Here is a 17227-nt window from a genome sequence, read left to right as displayed (position 1 = left end):
CGGAGCAGGTGAGCGGGAGGCATGCACACATGGGCATGAGCGTGACCATCTCGGAGGCGGGCGGACAGGACGCCGAGAAGATCCTCAAACTGCAGTACCTGTGCTACCAGAGCGAGGCCGAGCTGTACGGCGACTACTCCATCGAGCCGCTCACGCAGTCCCTCGACTCCATCAAGGCCGAACTGACCACCGGCAGCGTGCTGGTGGCCCGCCTGGGCGACGAGGTCGTCGCCTCGGTGCGCGGCACGGTCGACCCCGACGGCACGGCGCGGATCGACAAGCTCATCGTCCACCCCAGGATGCAGCGCCACGGCCTGGGCGGCCGGCTCCTGGACGCGATAGAGCAGCGGCTCGGAGCGGGCGGCGGCGCCAAGTGCTTCCAGCTCTCCAGCGGCCACCGCAGCGAGCAGAACCTCCAGCTCTACCGCAAGCATGGCTATGCGGCGGTGAAGACCCAGCACGTGAATGAGCGGCTCACGCTGGTGACGCTCGCCAAGGAGGCGAGCGAGGGGGCGAACATGGTCAGCGCCTAGCGCCCCGAAGGGGCGCGGGGAACTGCGCGACCAGCCACATCCGGGCCCGCGGTGAACGGCTCAACCGGCGGACGCCCTCCGTGCTTTGTTCAGCCAGAAGATCGCCGTGACCGGCAGGATCACCGGGATGAACAGATAGCCCATCCCGAAGTCCGACCACACCGTGGCGTCGGGGAACGCGGACGGCTCCACGAGCGTCCAGGTCCCCACCGCCAGTACGCCCACGAGCTCGGCGGCGCAGCACACCAGCGCCGCCTTGCGGGCCTTCTCGCCGCCGCGCACGAGCGAGTACGTGATGAAGCCGTAGACGAGGCCCGCGAGCGCGGACAGCGTGTACGCGAGCGGGGCCTTGTGGAAGTCCGTCGAGATCTGCACGGCGGAGCGCGACACGGCGCCGACCACCATCACCCCGTACAGCCACACCAGGAGGATGCCGGGCCCGGTGATGAGCTTCTGCTTCTGCCGCTCGGGCTCTGTCACCGTCACCTCAGCCTCCCCAGATGTCGTAGAGCCGCACCTGGAGCACGGCGAGGACCACGCCGCCCGCGGCGACCGTGATGGAGCCCCAGCGGGTGCGCTCGGCCAGGGACATGAAGCCCGCGGCCGGAATGCACGCGAAGGAGCCGATGAGATACGACACGAAGATCGTCGTGCCCTGCTCGGGCTTCTCGCCCCGCGCCAGCTGGACGATGCCGACGATCAGCTGGACGGTGGCCAGGAACGTCACCACGGCCATGCCGATGAAGTGCCAGTCCTTGGTCGGCTGGTCCCGGTAGGCGGCGAAACCGCACCACGCGGCGAGTACGAGCGCGGCCACGGCGGTCGCGATCGTCAGGGCAACAAGCATGCGGTGACTTTATTACGGGCCCTATGACCCGATGCGCGCACCCCGGGGGTGCCCCGTACGCTCGGACACCATGAAGATCCACGCTGAAGCGCTCCTGTTCGACAACGACGGCACCCTCATCTCCTCCATGGAGTCGGTGTACCGCTGCTGGAGCCGCCTGGCGCAGGAGTACGGGATCTCCGCCGAGGTGTTCGGGCAGGTCGAGCTGCACGGCCGCCCCGCCGCCGAGATCATCGCCGACATGCTGCCCGCCGAGCGCGTGGCCGAGGCCGTCGCCCGCATCGAGGAGCTGGAGGTCTCCGACGTCGCCGGCGGCGTCGTGCTCCTGCCCGGCACCCTCGAACTGCTCACCTCCCTGCCGCCCGAGCGCTGGGCCGTGGTCACCTCCGCCGGGCGCCGCCTGGCCGAGGCCCGGCTCGCCGAGGTCGGCATCGCCCCCGCGATGCTGATCGCCGCCGACGACATCACGCGCGGCAAGCCCGACCCGGAGCCCTTCCTGCTCGCGGCGGCGAAACTGGGTGTCGACCCGGCGCGCTGCGTGGTCTTCGAGGACGCCCCCGCGGGTCTCACGGCGGGCCGCGCGGCGGGGATGACCACCGTGGCGTTGGCCACAACGCACACTGCGGGCGAGCTCTCCGCCGACGTCGTCGTGAAGGACCTGTCGGCCGTGTCCGCACAGGCCACCGAGGGTGGCGTGGAGATCACCGCCGAGGTCTGAGCGCCCGTCGCGAGGCGTCCGAGCCTGTCCACGGACTGTCCGTATACCGGACGACCGGGGCAGGTCGCGGACGCACGCGTGTTTTACTGGTCCACATGACCACGACGAGCAGCCGCACCCCTGCGACCGAGGCGATCACGACGCCCGGTGCTCGTTGTATGTGTCGAATGTGCGCCTTCTGAGGGCCCCCGCACCACCCCTGAGCATCGCGCCCCGAAGCGAAGCCGCTGTGCCGCCCTGTGCCACGTACTGCATGTACATGACGTAGGAAGCGAGCCTGCCCCGCGCACACGTCCTCCGGTTCTTTTCGCCACCGCGAGAAACCGTGCCGCGTTCCCCACGAATGCCCCGTGCCCGGCGAGAACCGCGCCGCGCACTCGACAGTGACGGAAACCCCTGTGATCACCACTTCCGGCCTTACCAAGGTCTACCGCTCACGCGGTCGTGAAGTAACTGCCCTCGACGGCGTCGATCTGCATGTCCGCGAAGGCGAGGTGTACGGCGTCATCGGCCAGTCCGGCGCCGGCAAATCCTCCCTGATCCGCTGCGTGAACCTCCTGGAGCGCCCCACCGCCGGCACCGTGTCCGTCGCAGGACAGGACCTCACCGCCCTCGCGGGGCGCGGCAGCCGCGCGAGCAAGGACCTGCGCCGGGCGCGCAGCCGCATCGGCATGGTCTTCCAGCACTTCAACCTGCTGTCCTCGCGCACCGTCAAGGACAACATCGAGCTGCCCCTGGAGATCCTCGGTCTCAGCGGCGCCGAGCGCTCGCGCAAGGCGCTCGAACTGCTCGACCTGGTCGGCCTCGGCGACAAGGCGAAGTCCTACCCGGCGCAGCTCTCCGGCGGCCAGAAGCAGCGCGTCGGCATCGCCCGCGCGCTCGCCGGCGACCCGAAGGTGCTGCTCTCCGACGAGGCGACCAGCGCGCTCGACCCGGAGACCACCCGCTCCATCCTCAAGCTCCTGCGCGACCTCAACCAGCAGCTCGGCCTGACCGTCCTGCTGATCACGCACGAGATGGACGTCGTCAAGAGCGTCTGCGACTCCGCCGCCCTCATGGAGAACGGACAGATCGTCGAGTCCGGCACCGTCACCGAGCTGCTCGCGACGCCCGGCTCCGAACTGGCCGCCGCGCTCTTCCCGGTCAGCGGCGACGCGACGGGCGAGAACCGCACCGTCGTCGACGTGACCTTCCACGGCGAGGCCGCGACCCAGCCGGTCATCTCCCAGCTGTCGCGCACGTACAACATCGACATCTCGATCCTCGGCGCCGCGATGGACACCGTCGCGGGCAAGCAGGTCGGCCGCATGCGCATCGAGCTGCCCGGCCGCTTCGAGGAGAACGTCGTGCCGATCGGCTTCCTGCGCGAGCAGGGACTGCAGGTGGACATCGCGGGCCAGGACCCCGCGACCACCCCGAAGGACAGCACGCTGCTGGTCAAGGAAGGTGCCAAGTGACCTGGTCGGAGATGCAGCCCCTGCTGGAGCAGGCCTGTTGGGACACCCTCTACATGGTGGGCTGGTCGACGCTGATAGCCGTCGTCGCCGGACTGCCGCTCGGCATCCTGCTGGTCCTCACCGACCGCGGCGGGCTGCTGCAGAACACGGTCCTGAACAAGCTCATCGGGCAGATCGTGAACATCGCGCGCTCGATGCCCTTCATCATCCTCATGGTCGCCCTGATGGGCTTCACGCGCTGGATCACGGGCACGACCATCGGCCGCGAGGCCGCCATCGTGCCGCTCGCGATCGGCGCCACACCGTTCTTCGCGCGGCTCGTGGAGACCGCGGTGCGCGAGGTCGACGGCGGTCTCGTCGAGGCCGTGCAGTCCATGGGCGGCAACACCTGGACCATCGTGCGCAAGGTCCTCGTACCGGAGTCGCTGCCCTCGCTGATCTCCAGCACCACCACGACGATCGTCACGATCATCGGCTACTCGGCCATCACCGGCGCCGTCGGCGCGGGCGGCCTCGGCGACATCGCGATCCGCTACGGCTACCAGCGCTTCGAGACCGAACTGATGTGGATCACCGTCGGCGTCCTCGCCGTCGTCATCTCGATCATCCAGTTCGCCGGCGACTACGCGGCCCGCAGGCTGCACCGGCGCGGCGGCCACTCGGGCGCCGCACCGCGCCTGCGCTTCCTCAAGCTCGCTCCGTCGAAGGCCTCCTGACCGGCGAAAGCTTCCCGAAACTCACCCCGCACACCCCATCGCGGGGCGTACCACCCATGGAGAAAGGCACTTTTCGTGCGTAACACCGCCAAGATCACCACCGCTGTCCTCGCTGCCGGAGCCCTCACCCTCGGTCTCTCCGCATGCGGCTCCGACAAGGACTCCGCCGCGGACAAGGACGGCAAGCTCATCGTCGCCGCGACCCCGACGCCGCAGGGCGAGATCCTCGACTACGTCAAGAAGAACCTGGCCAAGAAGGCCGGTCTCGACATCGAGATCCGCGAGTTCACCGACTACGTCACGCCGAACACCGCCGTCCAGCAGGGCGAGGTCTTCGCGAACTACTTCCAGCACAAGCCGTACCTGGACGACTTCAACAAGAAGAACGGCACGGACATCGTGCCCGTCCCGAACGCGACGGTGCACCTGGAGCCGCTCGGCGTCTACTCCAAGAGCGTCAAGAAGCTCGACGACCTGAAGAAGGGCGCCACGGTCGCCCTGCCGAACGACACCACCAACGAGGCCCGCGCGCTCAAGCTCCTGGCCGAGAACGGCCTGATCGAGCTCAAGAAGGGCGTCGGCTACGAGGCGACCCCCAAGGACGTCTCGAAGAACCCGAAGAACCTCAAGTTCAAGGAGCTGGAGGCGGCCCAGGTGCCCCGCTCCCTCGGTGACGTCGACGCCGCGGTGATCAACGGCAACTACGCCCTGGAGGCCAAGCTCAGCCCGGCCAAGGACGCCATCGTCGCCGAGCCCGCCAAGGGCAACCCCTACGGCAACTTCCTCGCCGTGAAGAAGGGCGACGAGAGCGACCCGCGCGTCAAGAAGCTCGCCAAGCTCCTCACCTCGCCCGAGGTCAAGAAGTTCATCGACGAGAAGTACGACGGTGCCGTCGTCGCGGCGTTCTGATCATGCGCAGGCACGTCACGGCCGCCGCGACCGGCGCGCTCGCCCTCACGCTCGGCCTGAGCGCGTGCGGCTCCGGATCCGGCTCGGACGCCGACGGTGAGACCCTCACCGTCGGCGCCACCCCGACCCCGGCCGGCGAAGTCCTCACGTACATCAAGCAGAACCTCGCGAAGAAGGAGGGACTCGACCTTCGCATCACGGAGTTCACGGACTACGTCACGCCGAACACCGCGCTGCAGGAAGGCTCCCTCGACGCCAACCTCTACCAGCACACCCCGTACCTCGAGGACTTCAACAAGTCCAAGAAGACGGAGCTCAAGCCGGTGACCGAGGTCTATCTGCCGCCGATGGGGGTGTACGCGAACAAGACGAAGGACGTCACCGGCCTGCCCGCCGGTGCGACCGTCGCCGTTCCGAACGACACCACCAACGAAGGCAGGGCGCTCGAACTCCTCGCCTCCAAGGGCGTCATCGGGCTCAAGAAGGGGGCCGGTGCCAACGCGACCCCCGAGGACATCACGTCCAACCCGAAGAAGCTCACGATCAAACCGCTGGAACCCGCCCAGCTGCCCCGCTCCCTGGAAGACGTCGAAGCCGCGGTCATCAACAACAACTACGCGCTCGACGCCGGACTCAGCCCCGAGAAGGACGCCATCCTTCTCGAGTCGCCCAAGGACAATCCGTACAACAACGTGCTCGCCGTCAAGAAGGGCGACGAGGACGATCCGCGGGTCAGGAAGCTGGCGAAACTGCTCACTTCACCCCAGGTGAAGCAGTTCATCGAGGACAAGTACAAGGGCTCCGTCCTGCCCGTCGAAACGAGCTGACGCACAGTCCGTTTCCGCCCTCACCACGGGGTCCTCTCCTGATACGGGGGAGGACCCCGTGGTGGGTTTGCGCGCCGACATGCTGCATGCTGGGCTCTTCAGCAGGCCCGAAGGTTCCAGGTTACGGAGCAGCGCATGACTACCACCTTCCCCGATGTCTCCATCAGCACGGAGCGGTTGGTGCTGCGCCCGTTCGAGGAAGCCGACGTCTCCGCGTACGCGGAGATGATGAACGACGAGTTGGTCACCGCCTGGACCTCCGCGCCCCAGCCCTACACCGAGGACGACGCCCGCGACTGGATCACCCGGCTCGCGCCCGCCGAGCGCACCGAGGGCCACGGAATCGCCCTCGCCGTCACGGAGTTCCTCACCCAGCGCCTGGTCGGCACGGTGCAACTGCGCGACACCAGCTGGCGCGTACGCTCCTGCGAACTCAACTACGTCGTCGCCCCCTGGGCCCGCGGCGAGGGCTACGCCTCGGAGGCGGCGCTCGCCATCGCCCAGTGGCTCTTCAACGACCAGCGCTTCGAGCGCATCGAGCTGCGCACGGCCGCCGACAACACCGCCGCCCAGCAGGTCGCCCAGAAGATCGGCTGTATCAGCGAGGGAGTCCTGCGGGGCGCCTGGATAGCGCGTACGAGGAACGGCGGGGACCCGTTCGGCGGCTGGATCGACGTCCGCACCGACCTCATCGTGTGGAGCCTGCTCCCCGAGGACCTGGAAGGAGTCGGCGAGCAGCTCGCCGACAGCGGCTTCAGCGCCTACTCCGACTGGAACTGATCCCTCCGCCGCACCGCCCCTGACGCACCCGAGGGCCCCACCAGGTACGCTCGCCCCTGGCCGCACGCGGTTGCCCCCTACACGCGACGCCCGGCCCCCTCAGACGCCCAGTGAGACCGAATCCGGGAGACAGACGACGATGGCCGACCGCGTCACGGTGATCGGCTGGGACGGTTCGCCGCTGACCGCCGCCGCGCGTTCGGCGCTCGGCGCCGCCACCCTCGTCGCGGGCGCCGCCCACCACCTGGCGCTCACCGAAGTACCACAGGGCGCCGAAAGGATCCGCCTCGGCAGCGTGAGCCTGGCCGCCCGCCGCATCGCCGCCCACCGCGGCACCGCCGTGGTCCTCGCCGACGGCGACCCGGGCTTCTTCGGTGTCGTGCGCACGCTGCGCGCCCCCGAATTCGGCCTCGAAGTCGAAGTGGTGCCAGGCGTCTCCTCCGTCGCCCAGGCCTTCGCCCGCGCCGGGATGCCCTGGGACGACGCCGAGGTCGTGGTCGCCCACCCCCGCACACTGCGCCGCGCGGTGAACGTCTGCCGCGCGCACACCAAGGTCGCCGTCCTCACCTCGCCGGGCGCGGGCCCCGCCGAGCTCGGCCTGCTCCTCCAGGGCGTCCACCGGACCTTCGTGATCTGCGAGGAGCTCGGCACCGAGCGCGAACAGGTCACCGTCCTCACCTCGGACAAGGCCGCCGACCACACCTGGCGCGACCCGAACGTCGTCATCGTCATCGGCGGCCCGGTCGCCGCTTCGGACACCGGCTGGATCGCGGGCCGCGACCCCGGAACACCGCGCGGCTGGGCGCTGCCCGCCCCGGCCTACGGAGGCGAGGCCCAGCTCGGCGAGGGCGAGAGCGACCGCCTGCGGGCCGCCCAACTGGCCCGCATCGGACCGCGCGTGGGCGACCTGGTCTGGGACATCGGCTGCGGCAGCGGCGCCTTCACCGCCGAGGCCGCCCGCTTCGGCGCCGCCGTCATCGCCGTCGACGCCGACCCCGACGCCTGCGCCCGCACCGCGGCGGTCGCCCGCCACTTCGGCGTGCAGCCGCAGATCGTGCACGGCACGGCGCCGCACGTCCTGGAAGACCTTCCCGAGCCCGATGTCGTACGGATCGGGGGCGGGGGAGCGGCGGTCGTCTCCGCCGTCGCCGACCGCCGCCCGGCACGCATCGTGACGCACGCGTCGACCCGTGACGCCGCCGAACTCATCGGCAGGGACCTCACGGAGCACGGATACGCGGTCGAATGCGCGCTGCTCCAGTCCGTCGAGCTCGACACACGCGCGTGGACGGAGCGTGAGCGGACCGTGGTCTTCCTGCTCTGTGGACAGTTGCCCGATCGCGCCCCGTGACCCTGTTGCCGCACGGTGCGGGGTAGGCTGGCCGATCGTTGTACCGCACCGAGTGCCCGGCAAATAGTTGTCCAATGTCCGGAAAGCTCGCCCGTTTTGGGGGGTGTGTGGTACGGCAGGACCGGAGGGCGCGCAACGTGGCGCAGCCCACAGCGGGCCGTTGCGGATCAAGCCGCCGTGGCGGTCGGCATACCGGGACAATGCCTGTTGTCCGTACGCGGTTCGTGCCGCGCGGCACGCACGCTCGTTGAGACTGACGGGCGGTTGGTGCGCCGCTCCGGGCAATGGGGCTTCCCCGGCCTAAGGCTGAGGGGCGGTCGAAGAAGCACTAACCGATGGGCGAGGGGTTACGCATGACCGACACCGGCCAGGTCCCGGGCGAGGGACTGCCGGAGAACGCAGGCATGGTGGAGCAGCCGGGCGTCCCCGCCCCGGGCGCGTACACCTACCTCGACCCCTCCGAGAATCCCGTCGCGAGTGTCGCCCCCGCCGACGATGACGACCTGCTGCTCATGCCGGGCGCCCAGGGCGCCTGGAGCGAGCCGCAGTCGGCCGCGGCGCAGTCCGTCGGTGCCCAGCAGGCGGCTTTCGCGCAGGCTGTGGGTCAGCAGGGACAGGGCGTGGATGCGCAGGGCGTGGGGCAGCCTGCAGGCGACCCGTCTCTCGCGAATCAGTACGCGGCTGCCGGTCAGCCTGTGGTCGACCCGTCCATGGGGGAGCAGTCTGTGGGCGATGCGTCTGCCGGTGGCCAGTCCGCCAACGGTCAGCCCGTCAACGGCCACTCCGTCAACGGCCACTCCGTCAACGGCCAGTCCGCCGGTGGTCGGCACTCCGCCGGTCATTCGCTGGGCGGTCAGCACTCCGTCGACCAGCAGCTCGTCGGCCAGCACGCGGCGGGCCCGCAGTCGACCGCCCAGCAGCCGCTCGCGCAGCCGCAGGCCGTGCATCAGCCGGGCCCGCACGAGACGGCAGGCCGTGACAGCGGCTCGGTCGATCTGAACGGCGTCCAGCTGCCCGGCGCGCCCACGCCGGCGCCCGCCTCGCACCCCGGCCCCTCCCGCCGACCGCTCCACCGGGGGCCCTCGGGTCCCGCCGTGCCGGACGGTGCAGGCAGTCCCGTACGTTCGCTCGCCGACCGCGGCCCTGCCGGTGCCCCGCAGCACGCCGTGCCCGTGCGGCATGCGGGGCCGCCGACGGTGGGGCCCGAGTACCTCGACATCCCGCGTGACGCGGAAGCCATGCTGCCGGGTCCGCAGCTCGGTGAGATCACGCCGCAGGGTGCGACGCCGTGGGCGCCTCAGCCTTCGCAGCACTCACAGCCTTCACAGCCCGCGCAGCCTGTCGCACCAGCAGAAACGGTCGTCCCGGACGCAACACCGGTCACAGAGGGCGCTCAGGACGCACAGGCTGCACAAGCCACACAGAACCCGCAGAACCCGCAGGACTCGCTCGCCACCGAGGCCCCGCAGCCCGCGGCCGCCTTCCCGCCGGCCCCGGATGCCGCCGACGCCGCGATCGCGCAAGGCGTCGCGGCCGACGATCAGTTCGCGCAGGCCGTCTCCGAGGCAGGGCAGCCCGCGTTCGCCGCGGACGGCGAGCAGCCGTCGGCCGTGGACCCGGCCGTGGAGCCCTCCGCGCCCGCTTCGGAAGCGAGCCAGGAGCTCCCGCCGACCGCCGATGCCGAGCAGGCCCCCGCCGTCGGTCAGCCGGCTGACGCCCCGGGCTCCGGCCACCCGCAGTTCGCCGTGGCGGGCGCGCAGCCCTGGTCGGACGCGCCGCTCGCCGCCGCCGGGCACACGGCCCAGGGCCCGCACATCCCGCAGCCCCCGCAGCACGCGGACGCTGCCGAGACCCCGGCGCCTCAGGGCGATGGCCTTGCGAGCGACGGGCTGCCGGGCGAGCCGAACCACACCTACGCGGCACCTCAGGCTCCCGCGCCGCTCGGCCAGTTCGTGCCGGTCGAGGGCTCGGTGCCGACCACGCCCCACCTGGCCCCGACGCCGCCGCACGCCCTGTCCGTGCCCCCGGAGCACTTCGAGGCCCCGCAGCCCGGCGCCCCCGAGGCGCAGCCGGAGCCCGCCGCCGAGGCCGTGGCCCCCGCGCCGGACGCCGTTGCCCCGGAGGTGCCGGAGACGACGGATGCCCCGGAGGCCCAGGAGCCCTCGGCCCTCCTCGAAGTCGCCGAAGCCCCTGAAGCCCCCGGGACCGCGGAAGCCACCGAGCCCCCCGAGTCCGTGTCGCACCGGCCCGCATCGCCGCAGCCCGCGGCCACCGTGCCCGCCCCGCGTGACGGCGGCGGGACCGCGGCGGCCTCTCCCGCACCCGCCCCGGTGGAGGAGCCCTCGGCAGAAGCACCCGTATCGACGGACACGGCGGCCGAAGCCCTGCCCCTCGAAGCGGTCGACGCACCCGCAGAAGCGGAGGCAGTGGCAGTGAACGAAGCCCCCGAGCCGGTGGCAGCCCCCGAGCCGATGGCAGTCCTTGATCCGTCGGAAGCCGCCGAGCCGTCGGAAGCCCCTGAAGCCGATCCCGCCGACCTCACCGAAGCCGTCGCCCCGGTGGCGGACGCCACGGACGCCACAGACGCCGCGGCCCCCTCGGAATCGGCCGCGGCGCCGGCAGCGATGCAGCTGCCGGAGCCGGTGCAGGAGTCGGAGGCACCCGCCGCCCCCGCCTACGACGACGCCGAGCGCGAGGCCGTCCTGCGCGTCATGCGCGAGCGCCGCGACATCCGCAACGGCTTCCGCAGCGACGCCATCCCGCACGAGGTGCTGCTCCGCGTCCTGGAGGCGGCCCACACGGCGCCCTCCGTGGGCCACTCGCAGCCCTGGGACTTCGTCGTCATCCGCTCGGCGGAGACCCGGCGGACCATGCACGAACTGGCCATGCGCCAGAAGGATGCGTACGCCAAGTCGCTCCCCAAGGGCCGCGCGAAGCAGTTCAAGGAACTGAAGATCGAGGCGATCCTCGACACTCCGGTGAACATCGTCGTCACCGCCGACCCCACCCGCGGCGGCCGCCACACCCTGGGCCGCCACACGCAGCCGCAGATGGCGCCGTACTCCTCGGCCCTGGCCGTCGAGAACCTCTGGCTCGCGGCGCGCGCCGAGGGCCTCGGCGTCGGCTGGGTCAGTTTCTTCGACGAACGCGAGATGGTCAGAACCCTCGGCCTGCCCGAGCACCTCGAAGTGGTGGCCTATCTCTGTGTCGGATACGTCGACGAGTTCCCCGAGGAGCCCGAGCTGATGCAGGCAGGCTGGTCCAAGCGCCGCCCGCTCTCCTGGGTGGTCCACGAGGAGACGTACGGCCGTCGCGCCCTGCCCGGCGAGGACCCGCACGACCTGCTCGCCGAGACCGTCTCCAATATCCGCCCGCTGGACGCCAAGGCGCTCGGTGAGGCGTGGGAACGGCAGAAGCGGATGACGAAGCCGCCGGGCGCGCTCGGCATGCTGGAGATCATCTCCGCGCAGCTCTCGGGCCTGTCCCGGCAGTGCCCGCCGCCGATCCCGGAGCCCGCGGCCGTCGCGATCTTCGCGGGCGACCACGGCGTGCACGCCCAGGGTGTCACCGCCTGGCCCCAGGAGGTGACCGCGCAGATGGTCGCCAACTTCCTCGGCGGCGGCGCGGTCTGCAACGCCTTCGCCAACCAGGTGGGCGCCGAGGTCTGCGTCATCGACGTGGGCGTGGCCAGCGAACTCCCGGCCACCCCCGGCCTGTTGCCCCGCAAGATCCGTCCGGGCACGGCCGACATGACCACCGGCTCTGCGCTGAGCCGCGAGGAGGTCAAGGCGGCCATCGAGGTGGGCATCGAGACCGCCCGCGACCTGGTGGCGGCGGGGAACAAGGCCCTGCTCACCGGCGAGATGGGCATCGCGAACACCACCGCGTCCGCGGCCCTCATCTCCGTCTACACGGACACGGACCCGGGCGAGGTGACCGGCCGCGGCACCGGCATCAACGACGAGATGCACAGCCGCAAGGTCGACGTCGTCCGCCGCGCCCTGGAGCTGCACCGACCCGACCCGGCCGACCCGATCGGCGTCCTCGCGGCGATCGGCGGCCTGGAGCACGCGGCGATGGTGGGCCTGCTGCTCGGCGGCGCCTCCCTGCGTACGCCCGTGATCCTGGACGGCGTGAGCGCGGGAGCCGCGGCCCTGGTCGCCCGCGCCATCGCCCCCGAGGTCCTCGCGGCCTGCATCGCGGGTCACCGCAGCGCGGAGCCGGGCCACGTGGCCGCCCTGAACAAGCTGGGCCTGCGCCCCTTGGTCGACCTCGACCTCCGCCTCGGCGAGGGCACCGGCGCCCTCCTGGCCCTGCCGGTGGTCCAGAGCGCGGCCCGTGCGATGCACGAGGTGGCCACGTTCGACTCGGCAGGCGTGACGGAGAAGTAGCCCCGCGAGGAGGCTCCGGGGCGAACGCCGCATTTCGGCAAGGGGCGGGGCTGGGGGAGAGACCCCGCCCCGCCCCAGCCATACTGAACCCGCACGTCAAAGCATCAACGCAGCCGCCTCACCGTCGCAGCGGCACGCGCAGAGCCCCGCGCCCCGCACGAGGAGCCACCCGCCATGGCCGAAAGCCCCGCCTACCCCGTAGGCCTCCGCCTCACCGCCCGCCGCACGGTAGTGCTCGGCGGCGGCCAGGTGGCCCAGCGCCGCCTCCCCGCCCTGATCGCGGCGGGCGCCGACATCACCCTCGTATCGCCGTCGGCGACCCCCTCCGTGGAGGCGATGGCGGACGCGGGCGAGATCACCTGGGAGCGCCGCCGCTACGAGCACGGCGACCTCCAGGACGCCTGGTACGCCCTCATCGCCACCAGCGACCTGGCGGCCAACGAAGCGGCATCGGCGGAAGGCGAGGCGCACCGCGTCTGGTGCGTCCGTGCCGACGACGCCGACGCCGCCACCGCCCTGACCCCCGCGACCGGCCGCTCCGAAGGCGTCACGGTCGCCGTCCTCACCACGGACATCGACGACCGCGACCCCCGGCGCACGGCGGCCATCCGCGACGCGCTGGTCGAGGGCCTGCGCGACGGCACGCTCGTGGCGCCCCACCAGCGCACCCGTACCCCCGGCGTCGCCCTCGTCGGCGGCGGCCCCGGCGACCCCGACCTCATCACGGTCCGCGGCCGGCGTCTCCTCGCCGAGGCGGACGTGGTCATCGCCGACCGGCTCGGCCCCCGCGACCTGCTCGACGAACTCCCGCCGCACGTCGAGGTGATCGACGCCGCGAAGATCCCGTACGGGCGTTTCATGGCCCAGGAGGCCATCAACAACGCCCTCATCGAGCACGCCAAGCAGGGCAAGTCGGTCGTCCGTCTGAAGGGCGGCGACCCGTTCGTCTTCGGGCGCGGCATGGAGGAGGCCCAGGCGCTCGCCGAGGTGGGCATCTCCTGCACGGTGGTGCCCGGCATCTCCAGCTCGATCTCCGTGCCCGGCGCCGCCGGTATCCCCGTCACGCACCGCGGGGTCGCCCATGAGTTCACCGTGGTCAGCGGGCACGTGGCCCCGGACGACGAGCGCTCCCTGGTCGACTGGCCGTCCCTGGCCAAGCTGCGCGGCACCCTGGTGATCCTGATGGGCGTGGACAAGATCGGCAAGATCGCCGAGGCGCTCACCGCGCACGGCCGGTCGCCCGAGACTCCCGTCGCCCTGATCCAGGAGGGCACCACCGCGGCCCAGCGCCGCGTGGACGCCACCCTCGCCACGGTCGCCGCCGAGGTAGCCGCCCACGAGGTGAAGCCGCCGGCAGTGATCGTCATCGGCGAGGTGGTGAACGTGGGCCCCCAGGGCCCCGCGTGACCCGCAGTCCTCACGAGCCCTCGCGTAACCACCGGTAACCCAACCCGCCCCAAGGCGTTGGCACCACACCCAGGACAAGGCAGTATCACCCTGTGGCTGATCTCATCACCGTTGACGACCCCACCGACCCGCGCCTGAGCGACTACACGGGCCTGACCGACGTCGAACTGCGCCGCAAGCGGGAGCCCGCCGAGGGCCTCTTCATCGCCGAGGGCGAGAAGGTGATCAGGCGCGCCAAGCAGGCGGGCTACGAAATGCGCTCGATGCTGCTCTCCGCCAAGTGGGTCGACGTCATGCGCGACGTCATCGACGAGGTCCCGGCCCCCGTGTACGCGGTCAACCCCGACCTGGCCGAGCAGGTCACCGGCTACCACGTGCACCGGGGCGCCCTCGCCTCGATGCAGCGCAAGCCGCTGCCGACGTCGGACGAGCTGCTCACCACGGCCCGCCGCGTCGTCGTCATGGAGTCGGTCAACGACCACACCAACATCGGGGCGATCTTCCGCAGCGCTGCGGCCCTGGGCATGGACGCGGTCCTGCTCTCACCGGACTGCGCGGACCCGCTCTACCGCCGCTCGGTGAAGGTCTCCATGGGCGCGGTCTTCTCCGTGCCCTACGCCCGCCTCGAATCCTGGCCCAAGGGCCTGGAGGGCGTACGGGAAGCGGGCTTCAACCTTCTCGCGCTCACCCCGGACGAGAAGGCGAAGACCCTCGACGAGGCGGCGCCGCACCGCATGGACCGGGTCGCGCTGATGCTCGGTGCGGAGGGCGACGGCCTGTCCACGCAGGCACTGGTCGCCGCGGACGAGTGGGTGCGCATCCCGATGGCCCACGGCGTCGACTCCCTGAACGTGGGAGCGGCGGCGGCGGTCGCGTTCTACGCGGTGGCGACGGGCCGCCCTCAGCTCTGAGAGCCGGGCCCCGGATCGAGCCGACCGCTCTGGCGTACGTCGTGCACATCGGGGGCGCCGCTGCCGCCGAGCCCGCGGGCGGGACCCTGGCAGCCCTGGGCCGCCGCGATCGCCAGCGCCACGAGCAGCGTCACGACCACGAACACGAAGAGCCGCTGGCGCAGCAGGCGCGGATTGGCGGGCCGCCGCGCACCACCGGAGCGTGTCGTGTTCCGCGCCTGCGAGGGGCGTGAACCCGACCGCGAGGAACTGGATCCGGGGCGTGAGGAATTCGGCCGCGATGATCCGGTGCGCGGCGATCCGTTCCGCGCAGAGCCGTTGCGCGAGGAATCGGTCCGTGAGGAGCCGGTCCGCGAAGAACCCGGCCGGGACGAAGCGGGCCGCGGCGGGGGAGTGCCCTGCGGCTGGCGCCGCTGGGTCTGCTGGTCCGCGTACTCCTCGGCCATCCGCCCCGTGGGCCGGTCCTGGCTCTGGCGGGGTGCGGGCGGCCGGGGATCGCTGAGGCCCTGCGCCTCGCGGGCCGCGATCTCCTTGAGCCTGAGCGACAGTTGAAGCGTGCTGGGGCGCTCCTCCGGGTCCTTGGCGAGGCACGCCCTGATCAGCGGGGCGAGCGCGTCGGGGACCCCGCCGAGCTGCGCCTCCTCGTGGACGACGCGGTAGAGCATGACCTCTGAACTGCCGTGCCCGAAGGGCGAGTCCGCCATGCCCGCGTACGCGAGGGTGGCGCCGAGGGCGAACACGTCCGTGGCGGGTGTGACGGCGGCGCCGCGCACCTGCTCGGGCGCCAGGAAGCCCGGCGATCCGACGGCGGTGCCCACATGGGTCAGCGTCGAGGCGCCGGTGGCCCAGGCGATGCCGAAGTCGATGATCCGCGGCCCCTTCGGGGATAGCAGGATGTTCGACGGCTTCAGGTCGCGGTGCACGACACCGGCTTCGTGCACGGCTACGAGGCCTTCGGCGAGCGCCGAACCGACGACCGCCACATCGGCGGCGGAGAGCGGCCCCTCGGCGGCCACCTTGTCGTGCAGCGACGGTCCGGGGACGTACTGCGTGGCGAACCACGGCCGGTCGGCGTCGAGATCGGCGGCGACGAGCCGCGCGGTACAGCCCCCGCGGATCCGCCGGGCCGCGGAGACCTCGCGCGCGAAGCGCGAGCGGAACTCCTCGTCCTCCGCCAGATCGGGCCGGATCACCTTGAGGGCGACGCGCTGCCCCCGCCGGTCCGACCCCAGGTAGACGACACCCATGCCGCCGGCGCCCAGCCGCCTGTGCAGTCTGAACGAGCCGACGACACGCGGGTCCTCGCGCCGGAGCCGCATCATCGCCATGTCCATCCCCGCTGCCCGGTCCGTTGTCGTGCCACAGCTTACGTTTCCGTGGCCGGGCAGGTGCAGAGGCCGCGCCCTCGCGGCCCGACCGATTGTCAGTGCCGGGTGGGAAACTTGAAGAGTGGTCAGGGACACGGGAGCGGGCGGCTGTTGTGCCGGCCGCCTTTCCCAACCATCCGTCGCTGAAGGGGGATTGATCCTGTGAAAGGTGATCGTGTGGAGATAGTCGTGGACGCCGGGGACACGACACGGACGTACGAGGTGGTGGCGAGCAGAGCGGGCCGCCGGGTGGAGACGGCGGTCCGCAGAGGGGTGGTCGAAGTGAGCGAAGTCACCCGCAGCGGCTCCGTCGTGCGGACGGCGCGGTTCATGGCGACCCGCGTCCTGGCTCTGGTCGAGCAGCCGGTGCCCAGAGAGGACAGCTCCGAGCAGGCAGCCCGTCCCCTCCGGGAAGACCCCGAGACCTAGGACCCCGTCTCCACCCATGGGAGTACACGAGCGACGATCGGTCATCCTCCGGGAGGCCCGGCAATCGGTACGAGGGCATGACGCCCCGGACCTGAGGCGCACCTAGATTTGAGGTCAAGCGGCGGGTGCGAGCACTCGTCCCCCGAGGTCAAGCACCCGCCGCTGCCAAGTTCACACAGACTCGGTCAGGAGAGGAACCATGGCGGACACGGCACCGCGGACAATGATCCGCACGCAGGGACGTAAGGCCTTCGCCACGTTCGGCGTCCGCCCGTCCGGCACGCGCCACCCCCTGGTGGCGACGGCCATGGTTCTTCCTCTGGCGGCCCTGCTCGTAGTCGTCTTCGGCGGCTGGGAAGCAGTGGTCACACAGGCGTCGTCCGTGGGCGTGATGCTGGGGCGCTGAGCGGCGCCCCGGGCCCGGATGAGCGGTCCGGGCGGGGACATCCGGCCAGGAAACCCCGTGGGGACGGGGGTGCGGCGGACGGCACGAGAAATGCCCGCGCAGCTGGGGAGCTGCGCGGGCACTTCTTTGCGCCGGGGGCTCTGCGGGGGAAATCGCCGGCTGCGCCGAGCTCGTCCTC

Annotated in this window: 16 protein-coding genes; 13 read left to right on the top strand and 3 right to left on the bottom strand. The window is 71.5% G+C overall.

Annotated elements, in window-relative coordinates; all coding sequences use genetic code 11:
- Positions 1-29 precede the first annotated feature (29 nt).
- Positions 30-533, top strand: a complete 504-nt coding sequence (locus tag ACWFR3_RS40730) for a GNAT family N-acetyltransferase (protein ID WP_453739759.1) — start codon at positions 30-32, stop codon at positions 531-533.
- 60 nt (positions 534-593) lie between these two features.
- On the opposite strand, the gene ACWFR3_RS40725 is transcribed toward ACWFR3_RS40730, so the two are convergent.
- Together ACWFR3_RS40725 and ACWFR3_RS40720 are read right to left on the bottom strand one after the other, a co-directional pair.
- Positions 594-1019, bottom strand: coding sequence for a hypothetical protein (locus tag ACWFR3_RS40725; protein ID WP_453739758.1), 426 nt, complete (start codon positions 1017-1019; stop codon positions 594-596).
- Position 1020: 1 nt separating this feature from the next.
- Entirely contained in the window at positions 1021-1380 is a 360-nt protein-coding gene (locus tag ACWFR3_RS40720; RefSeq protein ID WP_361056884.1) for a hypothetical protein, read from the bottom strand.
- Between the two features lie 70 nt (positions 1381-1450).
- On the opposite strand from ACWFR3_RS40720, the gene ACWFR3_RS40715 reads away from it, so the two are divergent.
- The 10 genes from ACWFR3_RS40715 (at position 1451) to ACWFR3_RS40670 (ending at position 14847) form a co-directional block, all read left to right on the top strand.
- On the top strand, positions 1451-2098 hold the full coding sequence (locus ACWFR3_RS40715) for an HAD family hydrolase (RefSeq protein WP_453739757.1): 648 nt from the start codon (positions 1451-1453) through the stop codon (positions 2096-2098).
- A 398-nt stretch (positions 2099-2496) separates the two neighbouring features.
- Positions 2497-3555 carry a methionine ABC transporter ATP-binding protein gene (locus tag ACWFR3_RS40710; RefSeq protein ID WP_453739756.1) on the top strand — a complete coding sequence of 353 codons (1059 nt, stop codon included), beginning with the start codon at positions 2497-2499 and terminating at the stop codon, positions 3553-3555.
- Entirely contained in the window at positions 3552-4271 is a 720-nt protein-coding gene (locus ACWFR3_RS40705; protein ID WP_453739755.1) for a methionine ABC transporter permease, read from the top strand. The genes ACWFR3_RS40710 and ACWFR3_RS40705 overlap by 4 nt, the downstream gene beginning before the upstream one ends.
- Positions 4272-4346: 75 nt before the next feature.
- Positions 4347-5180: a MetQ/NlpA family ABC transporter substrate-binding protein gene (locus ACWFR3_RS40700; RefSeq protein ID WP_453739754.1), complete on the top strand. Its 834-nt coding sequence runs from the start codon at positions 4347-4349 to the stop codon at positions 5178-5180.
- 2 nt (positions 5181-5182) lie between these two features.
- Positions 5183-6007 (top strand): MetQ/NlpA family ABC transporter substrate-binding protein, encoded by an 825-nt coding sequence (locus tag ACWFR3_RS40695; RefSeq protein WP_453739753.1) that lies wholly within the window; start codon positions 5183-5185, stop codon positions 6005-6007.
- A 135-nt stretch (positions 6008-6142) separates the two neighbouring features.
- Positions 6143-6787 (top strand): GNAT family N-acetyltransferase, encoded by a 645-nt coding sequence (locus ACWFR3_RS40690; RefSeq protein ID WP_453739752.1) that lies wholly within the window; start codon positions 6143-6145, stop codon positions 6785-6787.
- A 139-nt stretch (positions 6788-6926) separates the two neighbouring features.
- Positions 6927-8138 carry a precorrin-6y C5,15-methyltransferase (decarboxylating) subunit CbiE gene (gene cbiE, locus ACWFR3_RS40685; protein WP_453739751.1) on the top strand — a complete coding sequence of 404 codons (1212 nt, stop codon included), beginning with the start codon at positions 6927-6929 and terminating at the stop codon, positions 8136-8138.
- A 353-nt stretch (positions 8139-8491) separates the two neighbouring features.
- Positions 8492-12529: a nicotinate-nucleotide--dimethylbenzimidazole phosphoribosyltransferase gene (gene cobT / locus ACWFR3_RS40680; protein WP_453739750.1), complete on the top strand. Its 4038-nt coding sequence runs from the start codon at positions 8492-8494 to the stop codon at positions 12527-12529.
- 174 nt (positions 12530-12703) lie between these two features.
- Positions 12704-13936: a uroporphyrinogen-III C-methyltransferase gene (cobA, locus tag ACWFR3_RS40675; protein WP_453739749.1), complete on the top strand. Its 1233-nt coding sequence runs from the start codon at positions 12704-12706 to the stop codon at positions 13934-13936.
- Between the two features lie 92 nt (positions 13937-14028).
- Positions 14029-14847 carry a TrmH family RNA methyltransferase gene (locus ACWFR3_RS40670; protein WP_453739748.1) on the top strand — a complete coding sequence of 273 codons (819 nt, stop codon included), beginning with the start codon at positions 14029-14031 and terminating at the stop codon, positions 14845-14847.
- Here the strand turns inward: ACWFR3_RS40670 and ACWFR3_RS40665 are convergent.
- The gene (locus tag ACWFR3_RS40665; protein ID WP_453739747.1) at positions 14838-16181 is read right to left on the bottom strand and encodes a serine/threonine-protein kinase; all 1344 of its coding nucleotides are present in this window, start codon (positions 16179-16181) and stop codon (positions 14838-14840) included. The genes ACWFR3_RS40670 and ACWFR3_RS40665 overlap by 10 nt on opposite strands.
- 195 nt (positions 16182-16376) lie before the next feature.
- Here ACWFR3_RS40665 and ACWFR3_RS40660 point away from each other — a divergent pair, with 195 nt between their 5' ends.
- Positions 16377-16643 (top strand): hypothetical protein, encoded by a 267-nt coding sequence (locus ACWFR3_RS40660; protein WP_453739746.1) that lies wholly within the window; start codon positions 16377-16379, stop codon positions 16641-16643.
- Between the two features lie 199 nt (positions 16644-16842).
- Positions 16843-17049: a hypothetical protein gene (locus tag ACWFR3_RS40655; RefSeq protein WP_351164871.1), complete on the top strand. Its 207-nt coding sequence runs from the start codon at positions 16843-16845 to the stop codon at positions 17047-17049.
- Positions 17050-17227 lie beyond the last annotated feature (178 nt).

The organism is Streptomyces sp. NPDC055189 (assembly GCF_053606765.1).
This window is presented reverse-complemented; position numbering and strand designations above follow the sequence as displayed.